Annotated in this window: 11 protein-coding genes; 7 read left to right on the top strand and 4 right to left on the bottom strand. The window is 71.6% G+C overall.

Annotated features, from left to right (window positions below; genetic code table 11):
- Positions 1-158: 158 nt before the first annotated feature.
- From OG210_RS21385 to alc, 6 genes are all read left to right on the top strand, one after another.
- The gene (locus OG210_RS21385) at positions 159-695 is read left to right on the top strand and encodes an HNH endonuclease (protein WP_328326585.1); all 537 of its coding nucleotides are present in this window, start codon (positions 159-161) and stop codon (positions 693-695) included.
- A 507-nt stretch (positions 696-1,202) separates the two neighbouring features.
- Positions 1,203-1,442 carry a hypothetical protein gene (locus tag OG210_RS21390; protein ID WP_164265240.1) on the top strand — a complete coding sequence of 80 codons (240 nt, stop codon included), beginning with the start codon at positions 1,203-1,205 and terminating at the stop codon, positions 1,440-1,442.
- A gap of 24 nt (positions 1,443-1,466) precedes the next feature.
- The gene (gene malQ / locus OG210_RS21395) at positions 1,467-3,512 is read left to right on the top strand and encodes a 4-alpha-glucanotransferase (protein ID WP_371538296.1); all 2,046 of its coding nucleotides are present in this window, start codon (positions 1,467-1,469) and stop codon (positions 3,510-3,512) included.
- Positions 3,513-3,532: 20 nt separating this feature from the next.
- Positions 3,533-3,763 carry a hypothetical protein gene (locus OG210_RS21400; RefSeq protein ID WP_164265242.1) on the top strand — a complete coding sequence of 77 codons (231 nt, stop codon included), beginning with the start codon at positions 3,533-3,535 and terminating at the stop codon, positions 3,761-3,763.
- A 127-nt stretch (positions 3,764-3,890) separates the two neighbouring features.
- On the top strand, positions 3,891-4,808 hold the full coding sequence (locus OG210_RS21405; RefSeq protein ID WP_371538299.1) for a LysR family transcriptional regulator: 918 nt from the start codon (positions 3,891-3,893) through the stop codon (positions 4,806-4,808).
- Between the two features lie 78 nt (positions 4,809-4,886).
- Entirely contained in the window at positions 4,887-6,017 is a 1,131-nt protein-coding gene (gene alc, locus OG210_RS21410; protein ID WP_327297589.1) for an allantoicase, read from the top strand.
- Positions 6,018-6,158: 141 nt separating this feature from the next.
- On the opposite strand, the gene pepN is transcribed toward alc, so the two are convergent.
- The 3 genes from pepN to OG210_RS21425 form a co-directional block, all read right to left on the bottom strand.
- Positions 6,159-8,735 carry an aminopeptidase N gene (pepN, locus tag OG210_RS21415; protein ID WP_328326578.1) on the bottom strand — a complete coding sequence of 859 codons (2,577 nt, stop codon included), beginning with the start codon at positions 8,733-8,735 and terminating at the stop codon, positions 6,159-6,161.
- Positions 8,736-8,931: 196 nt separating this feature from the next.
- On the bottom strand, positions 8,932-9,960 hold the full coding sequence (locus OG210_RS21420; protein ID WP_328335422.1) for an aspartate-semialdehyde dehydrogenase: 1,029 nt from the start codon (positions 9,958-9,960) through the stop codon (positions 8,932-8,934).
- 212 nt (positions 9,961-10,172) lie between these two features.
- Complete coding sequence (locus OG210_RS21425; protein ID WP_371538302.1) at positions 10,173-13,499, bottom strand: S8 family serine peptidase; 3,327 nt, start codon at positions 13,497-13,499, stop codon at positions 10,173-10,175.
- Between the two features lie 378 nt (positions 13,500-13,877).
- Here OG210_RS21425 and OG210_RS21430 point away from each other — a divergent pair, with 378 nt between their 5' ends.
- Positions 13,878-15,632, top strand: coding sequence for a TIGR03767 family metallophosphoesterase (locus tag OG210_RS21430; protein WP_371538304.1), 1,755 nt, complete (start codon positions 13,878-13,880; stop codon positions 15,630-15,632).
- Between the two features lie 94 nt (positions 15,633-15,726).
- On the opposite strand, the gene OG210_RS21435 is transcribed toward OG210_RS21430, so the two are convergent.
- Complete coding sequence (locus OG210_RS21435; protein ID WP_371538307.1) at positions 15,727-16,896, bottom strand: hypothetical protein; 1,170 nt, start codon at positions 16,894-16,896, stop codon at positions 15,727-15,729.
- Positions 16,897-17,025 lie beyond the last annotated feature (129 nt).

Consider the following 17,025-nt stretch of genomic DNA (forward strand, 5'->3'; position numbering starts at 1 on the left):
AACGGGGCGCGAACGGTCAGGAACGGCCAGGTACGGACGAAAACACTCCGAGCCCGTTACCTGACGTTGGTGGCGCTTCCACCAGGCATGAGGAGAGACTGAGGGCAGATCGTCCCGGCGCGAGCCACGCGCCGCCGGCGTACAAGGAGGCATCCACCGTGCCGCACGTCCTGGTCCTCAACGCGTCGTACGAGCCGCTCGGCGTCGTACCGCTCCGTCGCGCGCTCGTCCTCGTCCTGGAGAACAAGGCTGTCTCCCTGGAGGAATCCGGCGCCTTCATGCACAGTGCCACCCGCATCGTCCCCGCGCCCAGTGTCGTACGGCTGAAGCGGTTCGTGCGCGTCCCCTACCGGGGGCCCGTCCCGCTCACCCGCCGTGCACTGTTCGCGCGGGACGGCGGCCGCTGTATGTACTGCGGTGGCGTCGCAACCAGCGTCGACCATGTCATTCCGCGCAGCCGCGGCGGACTGCACCGCTGGGACAACGTGGTGGCCGCGTGCCGCCGCTGCAACCACGTCAAGGCCGACCGGCACCTGCTGGAACTGGGCTGGCGCCTGCGCCACCAGCCCGCCCCGCCGAGCGGCCTCGCCTGGCGCATCATCGGCACCGGACACCGGGACCCGCGCTGGCTGCCGTACCTGCAGCCGTTCGGCGCGGAGGACGCCATGGCACGGATCGACGGCGTCTCGGCCTGACGAGCGGCGCTCCCGGTGGCCCGCCGGGGCCGCCGGGAGCTCTTCCTGTCGCCGCCGCGCAGGTCATCGGTTCATCGGTTCATGGCCTCATCGGTTATCGCGTCATCCGTTGATGGGCCCACCGGATCATCGCCTCAGCGCATCACCAGCTCAGCGCATCACCACCTCAGCGCATCACCACCTCACCGGACCACCGGATCAACACCTCAGCGGTTCATCGCTTCACTGGTTCATAGCTTCACCGGTTTATTGCCTCATCGGTTTATTGCTTCATCGGTTCGTACCGTCCATCCCCAGTCGCCGCACCGGCTGGAGCGGGTTTCCGGGTGCGCGGCGGGGCGGGTGGCGGTGTGCCGGAATTGCCCGATCCGGTGATGGTGTGGACAATTTCTTCTGCGGGGAACGCAATGTGACCCGGCGCACGTTGGTGAGACGAATACGGATGGGGTCGCGCCCGCTGGGTAGGGGGTTGGATCCAACCTCGTCGCCGACCTTACGGAGATTCTCGTGGCCGCTTCCGCGCAGCTTCTGCTCTCGGCCCTGTCCAAACCTGTCCCGGAGACCGTTCCGGAGCTCGTGCCGGACCTGATGCCCGACCCCGACGCGAGCACCAGCTCCATGGAGCTGCCGCTGACCAGCGAGCCCCCGCTCTCCGATGTCGCCCCCCTCACCAGCGAACCGCCGCTCGCCGACTTCACCCCGTTGACCAGTGAGCCCACCGCATACGGAACGGCTGCCGGGATCTGACCGCAGCCTGAACGGGGAGTCCGCATGAGCCTTGCCAGGCTCGCCGCGCTGCATGGAGTCGCCACCAGCTACGCACCGTCCGAGGACGTCACCGTCCCGGTCTCCGACACCACCGTCATCGCTGTGCTCGCCGCGCTCGACATCGACGCGTCGACACCGGATTCGGTCAGCGCGGCGCTCGCCCGCCACGAGGCGGCCCTGGCGGACCGACTGCTGCCGCCGACCGTCGTGGCCAGACCCGGTGAGCGCCCCCCGGCCGTGCGCGACCTCCCGCTCGGTACCCGGCTGCGGATCGAGACCGAGCAGGGCAGCACCCTCGACAAGTGGCAGGAACTGCCGCTCGGCGTGCACCAATTGCATGCCGAGGCGGCCGACGGCCGCACCGTGCGGGCCGCACTCGTGGTCGCGCCCGAACGGGTGCCGCAGCCGCCCGGCCACAGCCACGGCTTCCTGGTGCAGCTCTACTCCCTGCTGTCCGCGCGCTCCTGGGGCATGGGCGACCTCGGCGACCTGGCCGAGCTCGCCGCCTGGTCGGGGCGGGTGCACGGCACCGGGTTCGTCCAGGTCAATCCGCTCCACGCGGCAGCGCCCGGAGCGCCCACCGACCCCTCGCCCTACCGGCCCTCGTCGCGGCGCTTCCCGGACCCCGTCCACCTGCGGGTCGAGGCGGTCCCCGAGTACGCGTACGTCGAGGACCGCAGCCATCTCCGCCGGGCCGCCGTGCTGAGGGACGCGGTGCTCCACGGGGGCGCCCTGATCGACCGCGACGCCGTGTGGGCGCTGAAGAAGGAGGCCCTGGAGCTGGTCTACGAGGTGCCGCTCGGCCCCGGCAGACGCGCCGCCTACGCCGACTACCTCGCCGCCCAGGGCCGCCCGCTGGAGGACCACGCCACCTGGTGCGCGCTGGCCGAGGAGCACGGACCCGACTGGCACGCCTGGCCCGCGCCGCTCCGCGACCCCCGCTCGCACGGGACGGCCCGCGCCCGCGCGGCGCTCCAGCACCGTGTCGACTTCCACATGTGGCTCGCCTGGCTGACCGACGGCCAGCTCGCCGACGCCCAGCGCGCCGCCCGCGAGGCCGGCATGGAGACCGGTCTGGTCCACGACCTCGCCGTCGGGGTGCATCCGGACGGCGCGGACGCCTGGGCCCAGCAGTCCGTCTTCGCCGCGGGGATGTCCGTCGGCGCCCCGCCGGACGCCTTCAACGCCCGCGGCCAGGACTGGGGTCTGCCGCCCTGGCGCCCCGACGCGCTCGCCGCATCCGGGTACGCGCCCTACCGCGGGCTGCTGAGAGGCATCCTGCGGAACGCGGGCGCGCTCAGGATCGACCATGTGATGGGGCTCTTCCGGCTCTGGTGGGTACCCGCGGGCGGCGATCCCACCACAGGAACATATGTCCGTTATGACGCCGACGCGATGCTGGCGGTACTCGCGCTGGAGGCCCACCGTGCGGGCGCGGTCGTCATCGGCGAGGACCTCGGCACGGTCGAGCCGGGCGTCCGTGAGTCCCTCTCGCGCCGCGGTGTGCTGGGCACTTCGGTGCTCTGGTTCGAGCGCGACTGGAGCGGTACGGGCCGGCCGCTGGCGCCGGAGAAGTGGCGCGAGGAGTGCGTGGCGACGGCCACCACCCACGATCTGCCGTCCACCGCGGCCCGGCTGACCGGTGAACATGTCGAACTCCGCCACCGCCTGGGCCTGCTGACCCGTCCGCTGGGCCAGGAACAGGCCGAGGACAAGGCCGAACTCGCCGAGTGGCTCGGCTTTCTCTCCCGGCTCGGACTGCTGCCCGAGGGCCCGGGCGACGAGGAGGGGGAGGTCCGCGCGGTCCACCGCTTCCTGCTGCGCACCCCGGCCCGGATGACGGGCATCTGGCTGCCGGACGCGGTGGGGGACCGCAGGCCGCAGAATCTCCCCGGCACCTGGGACCAGTATCCCAACTGGCGGCTGCCGGTCGCCGACCCGCAGGGCAGGCCCATGACCCTGGAGGAAGTGGCCGCCTCACCCCGTCTGCACCGCCTGATGGCTGAGTTCCGGCCGCGTACGGCACCCCCGGGCGCGCAGACCGTATAGCCGTTCGCTACGTTTGGTCCGTGGACAAGAAGAACGCCGTGCGCGCCGGAGCCGTAGCAGCCGGTACGACGCTGATGATGCTGCTCATGTCGTCCCCCGCGCTCGCGCTGACCCGCGACGACGGCGACGACCCCGGTCCTGGCCTGAGTGTCTTCGACACGATCGGCCTCTTTGTGATCACACCTCTCGTACTGTTCGGGATCATTGCCGGACTGGTGATGGTCCTCGACAAGTCCCGTAAGAAGGCCTGAAGCAAGAAGGCCTGACACTCGCCCTCTTGACCCGATGTGCCGCGGAGCCGCCCGAACCGGCCCCGCGGCACCTCTGCGTTCCGCACCTGTTCCGTGTCTGCTGTGCGCCTGGGGATAGGTTGCGGGTATGACCGAGTGGGACATCCGGAAGCTCCAGATCCTCCGCACCCTGAGCGAGCGGGGCACCGTAACGGCCACCGCCGAGGCGCTCCGGATGACCCCGTCGGCCGTCTCCCAGCAGCTGTCCAACCTGGCGAAGCAGCTCGGCGTACCGCTGCTCGTGGCCCAGGGCAGACGGGTCAGGCTCACCGACGCGGCGCATCTGGTCCTCCGGCACGCCGAGGCGGTCTTCGCCCAGTTGGAGCGCGCGGACGCCGAGCTGGCCGGCTACCTCCAGGGGGAGGCGGGCGAGGTCAGGGTGGGCGCCTTCTCCACCGCGGTCCCCGCGCTGGTGGTCCCCGCGGTGGCCGCGTTGCGCCGCAGCCACCCCGCTGTCGAGGTCCGCATCCGGGAGGCGGAGGCGGCCGAGGCGTACGAGCTGCTCTCGGGCGGCGACGTCGACCTGGCGATCTCCCTCGCCGCCCACGCCCCGACCGCCCGCGACCCGCGCTTCACCCGCGTACCGCTGCTCGCCGACCCGCTCGACGTGGCGCTGCCCGCCGGGCACCCGCTGGCATCCACCGAGGGGCTGCGGCTCGCGGACCTCTCGGGCGAGGCGTGGATCTTCGGCGGCAGCGGGCCCTGGTCGGAGATCACCACGGCGGCCTGCGAGGCCGCCGGATTCGTCCCCGAGCAGGCGCACAGCGCGGCCGGCTGGACAGCGATCCTGGCCATGGTGGAGGCGGAGATGGGGGTCGCGCTGGTGCCCAGGATGGCGGTCGGCGGCGAGCGCCGTACGGGTGTGGTGACCCGGGTGCTCAGCGCCGACCAGCCGCAGCGCCATGTGATCGCCGCGGTACGGCGCGGGGCCGAGGAGGGCACCGCGGTCGGCCGGGTGCTGGACGCGCTGCGCGAGGTCGCGGTCGGGCAGGGCGGCCATCCGTAGCATCGTTCAGTTCTGCTGAATGGATTCTGTGGAAACTTTCGATGGACGTGATCGTTGGTTCTGGGTGACAGTCGGAGCATGACTTCCACCGATGCAGCGAGCTCCCAGGACCCCCACGCCAACGACGCGGCCCCCTACGGCGGCGGCGACCCGTACGCCGACTACCGCTCGGGGGACCACGCCTTCACCGAGCTGGTCGACCTGGCCGACCGCCGTCTCGGTGCGGGGGTCGTAGCCGCCAACGACGAGTTCTTCGCCGAGCGCGAGAACCTGCTCGTCCGTGAGCGTGCCGTCTTCGACCCCGAGCACTTCGGTCACAAGGGCAAGATCATGGACGGCTGGGAGACCCGCCGCCGGCGCGGTGCGTCCGCCGAGACGCCCTTCCCGACCCCGGACGACCACGACTGGGCGCTCGTCCGCCTCGGTGCCCCCGGCGTCATCCGCGGGATCATCGTCGACACCGCCCACTTCCGCGGCAATTACCCGCAGCAGATATCGGTCCAGGGCGCCACGGTGGAAGGCTCCCCGAGCCCCGAGGAACTGCTCGCCGACGACGTGAAGTGGGAGGAGATCGTCCCGCGCTCCCCCGTCCTCGGCCACGCGGCCAACGCCTTCGAGATCACCGGCGACCGTGTCTACACCCACGTCAGGCTCTGCCAGCACCCCGACGGCGGTGTCGCCCGCCTCCGCGTGCACGGCGAGGTCGTGCCCGACCCCGAGTGGCTCGACCTGCTCTCCACGGTCGACCTGGCCTCGGTGCTCAACGGCGCCGCGTACGAGGACGCTTCGGACCGCTTCTACTCCTCGCCGACCCAGATCATCCTGCCCGGCACCTCCCGCAAGATGGACGACGGCTGGGAGAACCGCCGTCGCCGCGTCCGCGACACCAACGACTGGGTACGGTTCCGGCTGGCCGCCCAGGGCGCCGTACGCGCCGTGGAGATCGACACCGCCTACCTCAAGGGCAACGCCGCCGGCTGGATCGCGCTGAGCGGCCGCGACGGCGAGTCGGGCGAGTGGTTCGAGATCATCCCGCGTACCAAGCTCCAGCCCGACACCCTGCACCGCTTCAAGCTCGCGGCCGAGGCGGTCGTCACCCACGTACGCCTGGACACCTTCCCGGACGGCGGCGTGGCACGGATGCGCCTCCACGGCACCTTCACCGAGGCCGGCACGGCGGAGCTGCGCCGCCGCTACAACGCGTCCTGACCCTTCCGCACCGCTGACACCTCTGTCCGGAGGCCGGGGGAAAACCCGCACAGAGGAAGGGGCGGGTGGCCGAGGTCCTGCCGGACCCGGCCACCCGCCCCGCACTCATTCCTGGACCGGGCGCGACTCTGCGGACAGGGCCTAGGCGCGCGCCGCGGCAGCGTCCGCCGCCTGGGCCCGCAGGGCCCGCTCCACGCCCGAGCGCGACTCGGACACCAGTCGCCGCAGCGCGGCGTTCGGCCCGGCGGACTCCAGCCAGGCGTCCGTCGCGTCCAGCGTCTCCTGCGAGACCTGGAGCGCCGGGTACAGCCCGACCGCGACCTGCTGGGCCATCTCGTGGCTGCGGGACTCCCAGACGTCCTTCACCGCCGCGAAGTACTTCTCCGTATACGGAGCGAGCACCTCGCGCTGGTCGGTCTGGACGAAGCCGCCGATGACCGCTTCCTGGACGGCGTTGGGCAGCTGGTCGGACTCCACGACCGACGCCCACGCCTCCGCCTTGGCCGCCTCCGTCGGACGCGCGGCACGGGCGCTCGCCGCGTGCCGCTCACCGGCTGAGGTCTTGTCGCGCTGCAGCTCGCCCGCGATCTCCTCCTCGTCGAACCGGCCGACAGCGGCCAGCCGGTGCACGAACGCCCAGCGCAGCTCGGTGTCGACGGCCAGCCCCTCGACCGTCTCCTCGCCTTCGAGCAGCGAGTTCAGCAGATCGAGCTGGAGCGGGGTACGCGCTGTCGCGGCGAACGCACGGGCCCACGCCAGCTGGTGGTCGCTGCCCGCGTCGGCGGCCCGCAGATGCGCCAGCGTCGCCTCCGTCCACTGGCTCAGGCCGGCCTCGCGCCAGGCGGGGTCCGCGTACAGGTCGAGTGCCAGCTTCACCTGACGGTGCAGCGACTGCACGACGCCGATGTCCGACTCCTTGGAGATACCGGACAGGACGAGCGCCAGATAGTCGCGGGTGGCCAGCTCGCCGTCGCGGGTCATGTCCCAGGCGGAGGCCCAGGACAGGGCGCGCGGCAGCGACTCGGCGAAGTCGCCGAGGTGCTCGGTGACGACGCGCAGCGACTCCTCGTCGAGGCGCACCTTCGCGTACGACAGGTCGTCGTCGTTGAGCAGGATCACCGCGGGGCGCGGGGTGTCCTGCGGGAACGGCACCTCGGTGCGCTCGCCCTCGACGTCCAGCTCGATCCGGTTCGTACGGACGAGCTTGCCGTCCTCGTCCAGGTCGTAGCAGCCGATCGCGATGCGGTGCGGGCGCAGCGTCGGCTCGCCCTTGGCGCCCGCGGGCAGCTCGGGCGCCTCCTGCCGTACGGCGAAGGAGGTGATGTGGCCGGCGCCGTCGACCTCGATCTCCGGGCGCAGGATGTTGATCCCCGCGGTCTCCAGCCACGCCGTCGACCAGGCCTTCAGATCGCGCCCCGAGGTCTTCTCCAGCGCGCCGAGCAGGTCCGAGAGACGGGTGTTGCCGAAGGCGTGCTCCTTGAAGTACGCCTGTACGCCCCGGAAGAACTCGTCCACGCCGACATAGGCGACGAGCTGCTTGAGCACCGACGCGCCCTTGGCGTACGTGATGCCGTCGAAGTTGACCAGGACGTCGTCCAGGTCGGTGATGTCGGCCATGATCGGGTGCGTGGACGGCAGCTGGTCCTGGCGGTAGGCCCAGGTCTTCATGGAGTTGGCGAACGTCGTCCACGACTGCGGCCACTGCGAACCGTCCGCGTACGCCTGGCACGCGATCGACGTGTACGTGGCGAACGACTCGTTCAGCCAGAGGTCGTTCCACCACTCCATGGTGACCAGGTCGCCGAACCACATGTGCGCCAGCTCGTGCAGGATGGTCTCGGCGCGCGTCTCGTACGCGGCGTCGGTGACCTTGGAGCGGAAGACGTACTGGTCGCGAATTGTCACCGCGCCCGCGTTCTCCATCGCGCCCGCGTTGAACTCCGGCACGAAGAGCTGGTCGTACTTGGCGAACGGGTACGCGTAGTCGAACTTCTCCTGGAACCAGTCGAAGCCCTGCCGGGTGACGTCGAAGATCGCGTCCGAGTCGAGGAACTCGGCGAGCGAGGGGCGGCAGTAGATCCCGAGCGGGACGGACACGCCGTCCTTCTCGTAGCTGCTGTGCACCGAGTGGTACGGGCCGACGATGAGCGCCGTGATGTACGTCGAGATGCGCGGCGTCGCCTCGAACTCCCAGACGTGGTCGCGCGGTTCGGGCGTCGGCGAGTTGGAGATCACGGTCCAGCCCTCGGGGGCCTTCACGGTGAACTGGAACGTCGCCTTCAGGTCCGGCTGTTCGAAGTTGGGGAAGACCCGCCGTGCGTCGGCGACCTCGAACTGGGTGTACAGGTACGCCTGGTCGTCGACCGGGTCGACGAAGCGGTGCAGGCCCTCACCGGTGTTGGTGTACGCGCAGTCCGCGACGACCCGCAGCTCGTTCTCGCCGGCGAGCAGCCCGGAGAGCGCGATGCGCGAGTCCTTGAAGACGGCGTCGGGATCCAGGGGCGTGCCGTTCAGGACGGCCTCGTGCACGGTCGGCGCGATGAGGTCGATGAAGGTCTCGGCCCCGGCTTCCGCGCTCCGGAAGCGCACGGTGGTCACGGACCGGTAGGTGCCTCCCTCCTGAGCGCCGCTGAGGTCGAGGTCGATCGCGTACGAGTCAACGGTGAGGAGGCTCGCGCGCTGCCGTGCCTCTTCGCGGGTCAGATTTGTGCCGGGCACCCGGGTCATCTCCTCGGTATGTGACGTTTCCGCTCATCCTTCCACGCCCTGCGGCATCCGGGTGGGCCGGATGGGACGGGCTGGGGCGCGTGAGGCGGCGGAGGGGCTGGATACGGCGGAGCGCACAGCCCCGCGGTGGGGCTGTGCGCTCGCTGTGGGGCTGTGCTGTGCGGCCCCGAGAGGTGCCGCGGTGGGGTCAGGCGCTGAGCTCGGCCGCCACCAGCTCCGCGATCTGGACGGCGTTCAGCGCGGCGCCCTTGCGGAGGTTGTCGTTCGAGACGAAGAGGGCCAGGCCGTTCTCCACGGTCTCGTCGTTGCGGATGCGGCCCACGTACGACGGGTCCGTACCGGCGGCCTGGAGCGGGGTCGGGATCTCGGAGATCTCCACGCCCGGGGCCGCCTTCAGCAGCTCGTAGGCGCGCTCCACCGTGAGGGGGCGGGCGAAGCGGGCGTTGATCTGGAGGGAGTGGCCGGAGAAGACCGGGACCCGGACACAGGTGCCGGAGACCTTCAGCCCGGGGATCTCCAGGATCTTGCGGGACTCGTTGCGGAGCTTCTGCTCCTCGTCCGTCTCGAAGGACCCGTCGTCGACGATCGAGCCGGCCAGCGGCAGCACATTGAAGGCGATGGGGCGCTTGTAGACGCCGGGCTCGGGGAAGTCCACCGCGCGGCCGTCGTGCGTCAGCCGGTCGGCGTCCGGGACGACCTTGGCCGCCTGGTCGTGCAGCTCGGCGACACCGGCCACACCCGAGCCGGAGACGGCCTGGTAGGTGGCGACGATCAGCGCCTCAAGACCGGCCTCGTCGTGCAGCGGGCGCAGCACCGGCATCGCGGCCATCGTCGTGCAGTTCGGGTTGGCGATGATGCCCTTGGGGCGGTCGGCGATGGCGTGCGGGTTGACCTCGGAGACCACCAGCGGGACCTCGGGGTCGCCACGCCAGGCGGAGGAGTTGTCGATCACGACGGGGCCCTGCGCGGCGACCTTCTCCGCGAGCGCCCTGGAGGTGGCGCCGCCCGCCGAGAAGAGCACGATGTCCAGCCCCGAGTAGTCGGCCGTGGCCGCGTCCTCGACGGTGATGCCCTTGCTCTGCCAGGCGAGGGTGGTGCCCGCGGAGCGGACGGAGGCGAACAGCCGCAGCTCGTCGACGGGGAACTCCCGCTCAGCGAGGATCTTGCGCATGACTGTGCCGACCTGACCGGTGGCTCCGACGATTCCGACCCTCACGGTGACTCCTCCGTACTCACTGCGCACCTGCTGCGCGTCGTTGCTGGCCATGGCGGCCACGGGGGTGGCCGCACCATCATGCGTACGACCGGCGGCGCCTTGTCCAATCCATTGTCCGGGGAACGGACAGTGGGGCGGGCGCCGATCCTGGCGCCTGCCCCACGGCCCTGCCGCTCACACCTTATTCCGCACGGTTGCGGCGTTTCACACAGTTACGGTGTGACCTTCGCGATCCGGACGCTGCCGGTACCCGCGACCGTACCGCGGGCGTTCAGCAGCTGCACCTGGCCGAAGAGCTCGCGTCCGGCGGGCGCCGGTCCTGCGGCGACGATCCGGGCATCGAGCTTCGCCGACGCCCCGGTGGCGAGCTTCACCGTCTTCGACGCGTCGACCTCGACCGAGCCGAGCGACGGCGCGAAGTACACGTCGCGGTAGCTGTACGCCGTCGACCCGGCCGGGACCGCGTAGGCGTCCACCTCGACGGTGTACGTACCCGCGGCCGGCTTCAGCAGGCTGACCGACTCGTCGGAGCCGCCGGCCGCGGACGAGCCCACCTGGGTGGCGCCCCGGTAGACGTAGAGGTCCAGGTCGGCGCCGGTGTCCGAGGTCCCGCCGATGGACACGTCGAACCGGTCGACGCCCTCGGGGACGGTGACCGTGGTGGTCCGGCTCTCGCCCTCCCTGAGGGTCGGCGTCGCCTCGTCGGACGAGCCGAGCGGGCCGCCCTTCAGCGTGCCCTCGATGGCGGCGAAGCCGTTGCGGACGGTCCAGTCGACCGGGGTGGCAGTGCCCGCACCGGCCTCGGGGAGGGTCTGCACGGCCGGGTCGAAGGCGGCGCCGAGCAGCGCCACATCCAGCTTGTACGGGTTGTCGAGGTAGGGCGAGGTACGGCGGGCCTCGACCTCGATCTCCCAGACGCCCGGCGCCGGGTCCTGATAGGAGCGCAGGTCCGGGCGGCAGGTGTTGGCCGGGTTGTCGTAGTTCGGGTAGCAGCTGGGTGTCCCCGTGTCGTCCACCGGAACCCCGTACGGGTGGATCGAGATGAACCGGGTCTGGCTGCCCGACCGCAGGGCGCTCATCCCGACCTCAAGGGCCTTGGCGCCCTCCGGCACCGTCAGGAAGTACGACGTGGTGCTGTTGCGCTGCACCGAGCCGGAGTGCTTGACGGTGTACGAGGGCTTGGCGAGCGGCTCCGATACGACCACGGTGGACATGATCTGCTGGTCGGTGCCGACCGTCCTCGGGTCGTCGAGCTGGAGGATGGCGCTGTGCACCCCGGCCGACGCGGGCTTCGCCCGGACGGTCACGGTCACCGCCCTGTCCAGCGGCAGGGACACCTGGGCGGGCCCGGCGAGCGAGAAGGTGCCGTCGTTGTTCCGGAAGGACAGCCGGTGCGCGACGGGCCGGTCGGGCCCGGTGGTCCGCACGACGGTGACCTTGTACGTCCTCTGCTGCCCGGCCTTCAGACCGCCCTCGCGGTCGTAGATGCCGGTGCCGTGGCCGGGGGTCTTGAGGGCCTCGTCGATCGCGGTGTCGACAGGAGCGTCGACCCGGTACTCGTGCGCGGCGCCCTGCCGGGAGTCCGCGCCCTTCCTGATGGTCTTCCAGGCGCCGATGATGTTGATCAGGCCCGCGCCCTCGGCGTGCGCGGGGACGCCCTTGATGTGGGTGGCGGTGCTGGTGAGGGCGGTGCGCAGATCGGCCGGGGGCAGCTCGATGTGCTGCTGCTTCGCGGCCGAGAGGAGCAGCGCGCTCGCGCCGGCGGCCTGCGGGGAGGCCATCGAGGTGCCCTGGAGCATCGAGTACCCGGCGGGCAGCGGGTAACCCGCCTCCTTCACGGGAGCGCCGGGCAGCCAGGTCTGGGTGGAGTTGACGGCCGCGCCGGGCGCGGAGAGCGTCGGGGTGAAGCCGCCGTCCTCACGCGGGCCGCGCGAGGAGAACGGCATCATGTCGTTCTTCTTCGTCACGCCGGACCCGTAGTCCGCGGCCCAGGTCTCCTTGGAGATGGTCGCGCCGACGGAGATCACGTGGTCGGCCAGGCCGGGGTCGCCGATGGTGTTGACGCCGGGGCCCTCGTTGCCCGCGGAGATGACGAGCTGGACGCCGTAGGTGTCGATGAGGCGCTTGTACAGCTCGTCCCGCGCGTTGTTGCCGTCGTTGAGCGGGGGCAGCCCGCCGATCGACATGTTCACGATGTCCACGCCGCGGTTGACGACCAGATCCATCATGCCTTCGGTGAGGGCGACGTTGGTGCAGCCGCCGCTCCAGGTGCAGGCACGCGACGAGACGATCTTCGCGCCGGGCGCCGCACCGTTCATCGCGCCGCCGAACAGGCCGTTCGCCGCGGTGATGCCCGCGACATGGGTGGCGTGCTCGCCCTCGATGACACCGATGTTGACGTAGTCGGATGTGTCGCCCGCCGCGTTGTAGACGACGTTCTTCCGGCTCTCGACCACGAAGGGGACGCGCTCGACGACATCCGTCCTCGGGTCGTCCTTGCCGAAGTAGCCGATCTGGAACTTGTCCCTGTACGGCTTCATCGCGACGTCGTCGGTGAAGTCGCCGTCGCCGTCCAGATCCACCCGCACGGTTCCGGCGGCCGGGTCGTACAGCACGCCCCACACGTCGGTGGTGTCGCCGTCCCGGTTGAGGTCGCCCGCCTCGTCGCCGCCGGTGGTGACCTTCTCGGCGAAGGTCTGGAAGCGGTACGAACCGGCGGGGGCCTTCCAGCTGCGGCCCGCCGCGGTGAAGGACGGGCCGGTCACGGCGGTGTTCATCCGCAGCCAGGTGCCGTCGCCGTCGGAGACCGGGTCCGTCGCGGTCACCCAGTCGACGATCTTCCGCTCGCCGGTGGTGGTCTTCCGCAGCGCGGGGTGGCCCAGGTCGACACCGGAGTCGAGGATGCCGATGGTCACGCCCCGGCCGTCGGACTTCGGGTGCTGCTTCACGAAGTCCACCGCGCCCGTCTCGAAGGACGGGTTGTACGGGTTCTTCGCCGGGGTCTTCCGGCCCGGGGCGCCGTAAGGGCCGGCCGACGCACGGGACTTGGCGCCCTTCGCGGTGTCACCGGCCGGGGTCGGGTCGTCCAGCTCGATCTCCTGCTTGAGGTCGATGCCGTGGACGGACGAGAGCTTCCCGGCCGCCTTGATGGCCGAACCCGCCCTGGGGGTCGGCAGAGTGGCCCGTACGTACCCCAGCTTGTCGTCGGTCCTGCCGACGATCGCGCCGGGTACGGCGTCGAACTGCTTGCGCACCTGGGCGGTCGCGCCCGGGGCGGTGGCCACCATGACGGTCACGGACTTCGCACCGTCCTGCTCGGCCCGGCCGAGCAGCTGCGCGTCGGACGCACCGAGCTTGTCCGATGTGGACCCGGCAGGTTTCGCGGCCTTCACACCGGCGGGCGCGGGCCCGTCCTGACCTGCGGCGGCGACCGCCGGGGCGACGCCGGCCGCGGCGAGGGCGAGGACCACGCCCGCGGCGGCGGCGACTCGGGCCGCGCGTCTCGCCCGGGTTATGGAGCTGGGGAATTCGAGGCTCATCTACATCCCTGTATGTGGAAGAAAAGGTCCGGAATCCGGAGCTTGATGACCGGAGCTTTACCTAAATGACCCTCTCTTGGGGAGAGTTGTCCGCCGGGAGGCCGCTCCTTGGCGGTCTTCCGCCATACGCCACCCCGGTCATAGCGGGACGGAACAGGTCAACTCCGCCCCGCCGGGATGCGCGGGGGACTGCCGGACCCCGCGCGGCAGGCGGCACTCCGACGACAGGCCCCGGCCGCGAGTGATCCCTGTGCGGTGATCGGTGTTGCCTGTTGCGGCCTCGTTCACGCACAGGTCATGCCCGCTGCCAACCATCCAGAGGAGCGGGGAAATTCCAGCCCCGCCGTCGCAGCCGTCCGCACCCGGGGAGACCGAGCCATGTCACGTATGCGTTCCGCCGCCCGCGCTCTCGACCGCCGCGCCTTTCTCGCCGTCGCCGGGGCCGCGGCCGTATCGGCCGGCGTCGGTACGGCCATCGGGACCGGGAGCGGCGCCTCAGCCGCCCCCGCTCCGGCCACGCCCGGCGCCGCCGTACCCGCCGCACTCCGCTCCGCGCCCACCGCACCCACCACGCCCGCCGGACCGTCACCGGCCGGCACCACCCTGCTCACATCGGCGGCCCCCCGCACCGGCCACCCGGGCAGCGGCTACCGGCGGCTGGGCGACGGCCCCGGCTGGGGCCGGGTCGTACGGGACGGGCTCGCCCCTGCGGGCGCCGGCCGCGCCGCCCGGCGCACCGCACTCGCCGCCTTCGTCCAGCTCACCGACCTGCACCTCACCGACGTCCAGCACCCGGTGCGCGGCGAGTTCCTGCGCCCCGCCGACACCGCCGCCTGGCGCCCTCAGGAAGCACTCACGGTGCCGGGCGCCGTGTCCCTGGTCGAACGCGTCAACGCGCTGCGTGCGGGTCCCGCCACCGGGGCGCCGCTCTCCTTCGTGATGACCACCGGGGACAACACCGACAACAACTCCCACGCCGAACTCGGCTGGTTCCTCAAGGTGATGAGCGGGGGCCGCATCACCCCCAACACCGGTGACCCGCGCCGCTACGAAGGGGTCCAGGACTCCGGCATCAAGCACTTCTGGCACCCGGACACGGCCCTGCGCGACACGGACAAGCAGCGCGGCTTCCCGCGCGTCGAGGGCTTCCTCGCGGCGGCCGTCCGCCCGGTGAACAGCCCGGGACTGCGGATGCCCTGGTACTCGACCGTCGGCAACCACGACTCGCTCACCAGCGGATCCATGGCGGCCCGTGGCCACTTCCTGGCCGACTTCGCGGTCGGCGGGCGGAAGCTGTACGAGATCCCGGCCGCCGAGGCGCGGACCCAGCTGGCCACGGACCAGCGGAACGGCGACTTCGACGGCAGCCACTTCGCGGCCCTGGTCCGCAGGCACGGCAAGGACCTGCGCCACATCACCCCGGACCCGGCCCGCGCCCCGTTCACCCCGCGCGAGTACCTCACCGCGCACCTCGACCCCGCACACGCGGGCGCCGGTCCGGTGGGACACGGCTACACCCGGGCCAACCTCGACAGCGACACCCTCTACTACACCTTCCGGGTCGCACCCGGCGTCCTCGGGATCAGCCTCGACACCACCGGCAGGGGCGGCCACTTCACCGGTACGGTCGGCACCGCGCAGCTGAACTGGCTGGAGCGGACGCTCAAGGCCCATGCGGGCGAACACGTCCTGGTCTTCAGCCACCACAACAGCTGGACCATCACCAACACCCACCCCGACCCGGCCCGTCCCGGCGAGCGGAACCACTCGGGCGACGAGATCGTCGCCCTCCTCGGCAAGCACCGCAACACGGTCGCCTGGATCAACGGCCACAGCCACCGCAACAAGATCCAGTCGCACGGCTCCTTCTGGGAGGTCACCACCGCGTCGCACATCGACTTCCCGCAGCTCGCCCGGGTCTTCGAGCTGGTCGACAACAAGGACGGCACGCTCTCGCTCTTCACCACCCTGGTCGAGTCGGCGGCCCCGCACCGTACGGACTTCACCGACCTCTCCCAGACCGGCCTCGCTGCGCTCTACCGGGAGCTGTCCTTCAACGCGCCCGGCTCCCGTACGGATCTCTCGGGAACGGCCGGCGACCGGAACACCGAACTGGTCCTCAGGAAGCGCTGATCCGCGCCCCGGGGCGCCGCCGTCCGCGGCGCCCGACTGCCGGCTCCCGTCTCTCCGGTCCCCGATTCCCGGCTCCCGATTCCCGGCTCCCGGGTCAGCGGGGCAGGACCACCACACGGGCGGCGGGCGCGCGGTCCTCGGCGGCCATCAGGGCGGTGCGCACCACCGTCGCCTGCTGCGCCGGTGCGTCACGCAGCTTGGCAGGCGTCAGATGGACGACCGTGATGCCGAGCCGCTCCAGATGGTCGCGCTTGCGGGCGTACGGCGAACCGAGCACGTCCGCATCGCTGTCGGCCGCACACCCGGCCGCGCCTCCGGCCCCATGACCGGAACGCGCACGGGGCACCGCCCGGGTGTCCAGCTCCACAGCCACCGCCTCGTCGGGCCAGTAGGCGTCCACACCGCCCAGCGAGGGCCCGCCGGGAAGCCGCAGCTCCACGTTCCACAGCGGATCGGGCAGCGCCTGGTCGCGCACCAGACCGTAGAGCCGGTCCTCGGCGAGCGAACGCCCCTCCGCGAGCAGCGAGTCCACCGCGTCGGACACCAGCTCGCGCGAGAGCAGCCGGGCCAGGGTCAGTTCCCTGACCAGGGCAGTGGGTTCGCAGTGCCCGCCGCGCACGGCCTCGGTGAGGAGCCGGCGTACCGCGTCCGCGTCCGAGAGTTCGGCGACCGCGTCGGCCAGCGCCCGCTCCACGGGCGCCACCGGTACCCCGTCGATCTGCTGGGCCCCCGGCAGGGTGTGCGCGCGGACGATCCGGGCGCAGCCGGTGGAGCGGAGCCTGCGGGTGCGCGGCACCAGCACGTCGATCCGGTCGACGGAGATCAGCGGGGGAGCGGCCGAGAAGCGGTGCAGCGCGAGCGCGGCGAGGCCGGTGACCATCGTGTTGCCGTACCGGGCAGGACCGGTCGCCGAAGGGTCCGGTACCGATGCGTCCGGTACCGGAGCGTCCTGCACCACCTCCCGGCGCGGCTGGGACGGCACCTTCCCGGACCGTTCCGCCGGCGGCCGCCCGGCGTACAGCAGCGCGGCGTGCACCCGTTCCTCGCCGGTCGGCGGGCCCGGGTGCAGCACGAAGACCCCCGGCAGCAGCTGCTGCCAGGGGCCTCCGGGCCGGCACTGGGCGGCCGCGCGGGCCGCCGTCACCCCGTGCTCGCGCAGTTGCGGCGCGGAGAGCACCCGGCTGTGGACGCCGGCGGAGTGACAGAGGGAACGGGGGGAGAGCGGGGACGAGGTCTCCCCGCAGAGGGAGGTATCGCGGTTCATGCACCGGAGATGCCCACGCTCCCGCCGCCCGCTAACCCCTGTTACACAACTGTCGGCAAAACCGGACAACACCGTCCTAAAGTAAGCCCGTTCGATGGCCGAGCAGGCCGTCGCCCGATTGGCCCAGGC

It is taken from the genome of Streptomyces sp. NBC_00466 (assembly GCF_041433995.1).
Classification (GTDB): domain Bacteria; phylum Actinomycetota; class Actinomycetes; order Streptomycetales; family Streptomycetaceae; genus Streptomyces.

Excerpts from the sequence above, each read along its gene's own strand:
- OG210_RS21405 (WP_371538299.1), top strand. The coding sequence starts at position 3,891 with ATGACCGAGTGGGACATCCGGAAGCTCCAGATCCTCCGCACCCTGAGC.
- OG210_RS21425 (WP_371538302.1), bottom strand. The coding sequence starts at position 13,499 with ATGAGCCTCGAATTCCCCAGCTCCATAACCCGGGCGAGACGCGCGGCC.
- OG210_RS21435 (WP_371538307.1), bottom strand. The coding sequence starts at position 16,896 with ATGAACCGCGATACCTCCCTCTGCGGGGAGACCTCGTCCCCGCTCTCC.
- OG210_RS21430 (WP_371538304.1), top strand. The coding sequence starts at position 13,878 with ATGTCACGTATGCGTTCCGCCGCCCGCGCTCTCGACCGCCGCGCCTTT.
- malQ (WP_371538296.1), top strand. The coding sequence starts at position 1,467 with ATGAGCCTTGCCAGGCTCGCCGCGCTGCATGGAGTCGCCACCAGCTAC.
- alc (WP_327297589.1), top strand. The coding sequence starts at position 4,887 with ATGACTTCCACCGATGCAGCGAGCTCCCAGGACCCCCACGCCAACGAC.